The sequence below is a fragment of the uncultured Murdochiella sp. genome (assembly GCF_902488755.1).
In the GTDB taxonomy this organism is placed as follows: Bacteria; Bacillota; Clostridia; order Tissierellales; family Peptoniphilaceae; genus Murdochiella.
Window position 1 is genome coordinate 1 of the sequence record NZ_CABTXF010000065.1, and the last position, 4,875, is coordinate 4,875.

The 4,875-nt window shown below is 47.7% G+C and carries 3 protein-coding genes; all 3 read left to right on the forward strand.

Annotated features, from left to right (window positions below; translation table 11 throughout):
- Positions 1-566 (forward strand): ribose-phosphate diphosphokinase (locus RDL68_RS05995; protein ID WP_308540771.1); only part of this gene is annotated, 566 nt, incomplete at its 5' end.
- Positions 563-1,246 (forward strand): aminoacyl-tRNA hydrolase, encoded by a 684-nt coding sequence (gene pth / locus RDL68_RS06000; RefSeq protein WP_308540772.1) that lies wholly within the window; start codon positions 563-565, stop codon positions 1,244-1,246. The genes RDL68_RS05995 and pth, both read left to right, overlap by 4 nt.
- The gene (gene mfd / locus RDL68_RS06005) at positions 1,246-4,770 is read left to right on the forward strand and encodes a transcription-repair coupling factor (RefSeq protein WP_308540773.1); all 3,525 of its coding nucleotides are present in this window, start codon (positions 1,246-1,248) and stop codon (positions 4,768-4,770) included. The genes pth and mfd overlap by 1 nt, the downstream gene beginning before the upstream one ends.
- Positions 4,771-4,875: the final 105 nt, after the last annotated feature.

Consider the following 4,875-nt stretch of genomic DNA (forward strand, 5'->3'; position numbering starts at 1 on the left):
ACCTTCATGCGGGGCAGATTCAGGGGTATTTTGACATTCCGGTGGACCATTTCCAGGGCGGACGACTCTTAGCGGATTATTTCCGTCCCTTGGTGCAAGACGCACCCGAAGATTGGATGGTCGTTTCACCAGATTTGGGTGGCGTGACGCGCGCACGTGCCTTCTCCCACCTGCTTGGCTTACCCATTGCGATTATTGAGAAGCATCGTCCCGAAGCCAATGTTTCTGAAGTCGTGGATATCATTGGCAATGTGGAAGGAAAGAATTGCATTATTATTGACGATATTATCGATACCGCCGGAACGATTACGAACGCGGCGGATTTTCTGACGCAACGCGGGGCAAAAGACGTGTATATTACCGCTTCTCATGCTTTACTATCCGGTAACGCCTCGGAAAAGATTATGCGTTCTTCGGTCAAGAAATGTGTCGTGACGGATACGGTCAAACTCGACGAAGAAAAAATGAATGAGAAAATGGAAATTGTTTCGATTGCGCCTCTGCTTGCGGAAGCGATTCGTCGCGTATACTCGTTCAAGTCGGTAAGTGGGTTGTTTAGCCGATGAATACGAAAATCATAGTCGGGCTCGGTAATCCCGGCGCACGGTATGAAGGAACCCGTCATAATATCGGTTTTGCCGTTCTGGATCGTGTAGCGCAAAAATTAGGCATTGCGATTGCGCGTGAAAAATGGAACGCGCTGATTGGTGAAGGTCGCTATTCCGGCGATAAAGTGATTCTTGTCAAACCGCAGACATTTATGAACCTTTCCGGTAAAGCGGTAAAACAAGTGATGGACTTTTATCATGTCGAAGCGCAGGATGTGTTGGTTCTGGTGGACGATATCGATATTCACCTCGGCACGGTTCGTATTCGAGAAAAGGGATCGGCCGGTACCCATAACGGTCTGCGTTCCATCGTTAAAGAAGTAGGTAGCGACGAGTTTTTGCGCATTAAAGTAGCAACGGGGCATCGTCCGGCATCTTGGGATCTTGCGGATTTTGTCCTTGCTCGTTTTGCGGACGAGGAGCAAACAACGATGGAAGAGGAAACCGAAGCGGCGGCAGAAGCGGTTCTTGCTATTTTAGACGGCGATGTTTCAAAAGCGATGAATACGTGGAACGGATGGCTTGCTCCCTCGATTCAACAACGAAGCGAGGAGGAAAAAATACGGGAAGCGGAAATAGACAGGGAACGCGAAAAGCAGGATGCGTTTCGTAAAAGCGCCAAGCGCTGCGGAGATTAATGATTAGGATAGAAGAACTCTTTTTTTCGGAGCCTCGCTTTTCCCGCCTTTTGCAGACTTTGCATGCGGGAAAGCGGCGCATCCACCTTCATGGGCTGGTGGGGGAAAGTACAGGACCCTTTGTTGCTGCCTTAGCGGCAAAACAAGGTTGTCCTGTTTTTGTCGTGTTTGATTCCGCTGTAAAGGCACGCACCTTTTCCGATGATTTGGCTGCCATCGGAGTGGAAGATGTCGTGATGTATCCCGAAGAAGAGTGGCAGTTTTTTAAGACTGATACCGTCGTTTCTCCGGTTTCCCGTCAGCGTTTAGCGGTTTTGCAGCGGCTGTATCGCGGAGGAAACCTGATTGTTTCCACTACGTTAACTGCTCTGAAAAGACGGGTTGTTCCGCCAAGACGCTATGCGGAAAGTGTTGTTTCTCTTGTTGCAGATGAAGAAGCGGAACCTAATGAAGTAGTAAAAAAGCTCATCGCCATGCGCTACGTCAGAACCACCTCCGTAGAGCACGCCGGGGAGTTTTCGCTACGAGGCGATATTCTTGATGTTTTTCCTCCTTCGGCGAAGCAGCCGTATCGCATTGAATTTTTTGATACGACCATTGATCGCATTCACACCTTCTCGGTGGAAACGCAGCGCAGCGAGGAGACGGTTGGTCACGTTCTTCTTACACCAGCCGAGAATCTTCTGTTTACCGATGCGGACTGTCTGGACGTAATAGAAAGTCTTAAAAAGGATATTGTCGAAGCGGAAAAATGGGCAAAAAAAGAGCATCGCCATGTGCATTTGGATAAGTTTTATCGTCTTCTTGATACGTTGGAAGTCGATAATCATGTCGAAAATCCGGATCTTGCCGAAGCGTATCTGCAGGATGATGCCATGGCGGGATTGATGGATTATCTTCCGGATAATGCCGTTGTGGTTTTTGATGATCTTTCACGCGTCATGGAGACCGAAAAACGTCGGGATGGGCTTGTGCAAGAAACGGTCACTACTTTAGCGGAGCAGTCGGAACTATTGCACACGCATCTTCAGCACTTGATCTCTTCGCAGGACGTGCTCGAAAGTCTTTCCGCATATGCCATGATCAATCTCACGCAGATTCTGAAACAAACCCGTTCCTTTACGCCGGATGCTTTGTTGCAGATACGCACGAGAGAAGTGGAGAATTTTCATCATCGCTGGTCGGATTTTGTGGACTATTTGCATTGGGCACAGACGCAAAAGAAAAAGGTTCTTTTGGCTTTTGGGACAGCGGAGTCATCGCTCGCTGAACGGTTAACCGCTTCCGATGTCCAATTCTTGCGCGAAGAGGGGAACAGCGAAGCGCGAATGCCGGAAGAGAAACAAATTCTTTTATCTCGTTTACCACTTTTACACGGCTTTCAATTGGTCGATAGCAATGTACTGCTTTTTTCACGCACAGAAATCTTCGGACACGAAAAAAAGCGAAAAGCGGTGCATCGTCCTAAGCGCAAGAGCGATCTTCTCAATTATCAGGATCTTGCGGTTGGTGATTATGTGGTGCATGAACTGTACGGTATTGGTGAGTTTTTAGGAACAGAAACGATTTCGTATGACGGATTAGTAAAAGACTTCATCAAGATTAGTTATAAGGGCGCAGATGCGCTTTATGTCCCTACCGATGAAATGGATCTGGTTACAAAATACATCGGTAGCGGCGGTCCGAAGCCACGCATTTCCTCTTTGGGAGGGTGCGAATGGAAACGTTCCAAAGAGAGAGCGAAAAAAGCGGTCGATGCTATAGCGGAAGATTTATTGGCGCTCTATGCAAAGCGAACCAAGGTGAAAGGTCATCCTTTTGCACCGGATTCTCCGTGGCAGCAGGAATTTGAAGAGTCGTTCTCCTACGAAGAAACCCCTTCCCAGCTTAGGGCGTCCGAAGAAATTAAGCAGGATATGGAACGGGACAAACCTATGGATCGTCTGCTCTGCGGAGATGTCGGATATGGAAAAACCGAAGTGGCTTTACGCGCTGCTTTTAAGGCGGTTATGGATGGAAAACAGGTGGCATTTTTAGCGCCTACGACCATTTTGGTGCAGCAACACTATCAAACGATGATGGATCGATTTTTGTCCTTTCCGCTGCGCATTGAATTTCTGTCCCGCTTTAAGAGTGCGGAAAAACAAAAGGAAGTGGTAAAACAGCTTCGCGAAGGAAGCGTAGACATTGTTGTGGGGACACATCGTCTTCTTTCCAAAGATGTTCGATTCAAGGATCTGGGTTTGCTCATTGTCGATGAAGAGCAGCGCTTCGGCGTAAAAGACAAAGAAAAGATGAAGAAAATCAAGGAGAATGTGGATGTTCTTACGCTCTCCGCTACGCCCATTCCGCGTACACTGCAATTATCGCTTACCGGCATTCGCGATATGAGTTTATTGGAGGAACCGCCGGAGGAGCGGTATCCCACAATATCCTATGTGCTGGAGGCGGATCCGCTGGTGATTCGTGATGCAATTCGACGTGAAATGGATCGTCATGGTCAAGTGTATTTTGTACACAATCGCGTACACGACATCCACTTTGCGTATGAACGTCTCCAGGCGCTTGTTCCGGAGGCGCGAATAGCAGTAGCCCATGGACAAATGAGTATTCGCGAGTTAGAGAATGTGATGGAAGGCTTTATCGCAGGCGAAGCGGATATTTTGCTTTCCACGACCATCATAGAGACCGGCATGGATATAGCCAATGTCAATACGCTCATCGTGGAACGTGCGGATCGTATGGGGTTATCGCAGCTTTACCAACTGAAAGGACGTATAGGTCGTTCCGACAGGCAGAGTTACGCCTACTTTACTTATGAGTGTGACCACATGCTTTCGGAGATTTCCGAAAAGCGGTTAAAGGCTATCCGCGATTTCAGTGAATTTGGTTCCGGTTATAAGATTGCTATGCGTGATTTGGAACTTCGAGGGGCGGGCAATCTTCTCGGAGAGAGCCAATCGGGACATATTGAGTCCATAGGTTATGAGCTTTATGTGCGCATGTTGGAGGAGGCAGTTTCGCGTGTAAAAGGAGAAACTAAAAAAGTCCATTTGAACGATATTAACGTGGATGTCAAGGTGAGCGCATACATTCCGGAGGGCTATATCCCACAAAGTTCCGACAAAATCATGATGTATCGTCAAATTGCTGCGATTGAAAATGAAGAAGATTACGGTAAAATTGTAGAGGAACTCATTGATCGCTTCGGAGATCCTCCGACAAGCGTTGAAAATCTGCTCAATATTGCACTAATCAAACGATGGGCGAGTGACTTGGGCTTTTCGCGCATTAAGGAGACAGAGGAAGCGGTCGAATTGCGTTATGAACGCTTTGAACAATTTTCGGTTGAACAGTTAAAGGCAATTTCTGAAGGCTACAGCGGCCCTTTGACCTTTGACTTTCAAAAAGAGCCGCGTTTCAAGATTGCGGCAACGCCGAGTAAACTGAAAGATACGAGACGATTGCTGTCTCTCATGACGCAGCTAAAGAACAGGGAGGAAAGAAAGAATGAAAATGCGTAAAAAAGTGGTGGGTTTGGCATTAGCCGGCGTGTTGCTGTTGGCTGGCTGCGGAGCTTCCCAACAGACTTTTGCCACCGTCAATGGAGAAAAAATCAGCAAACAAAA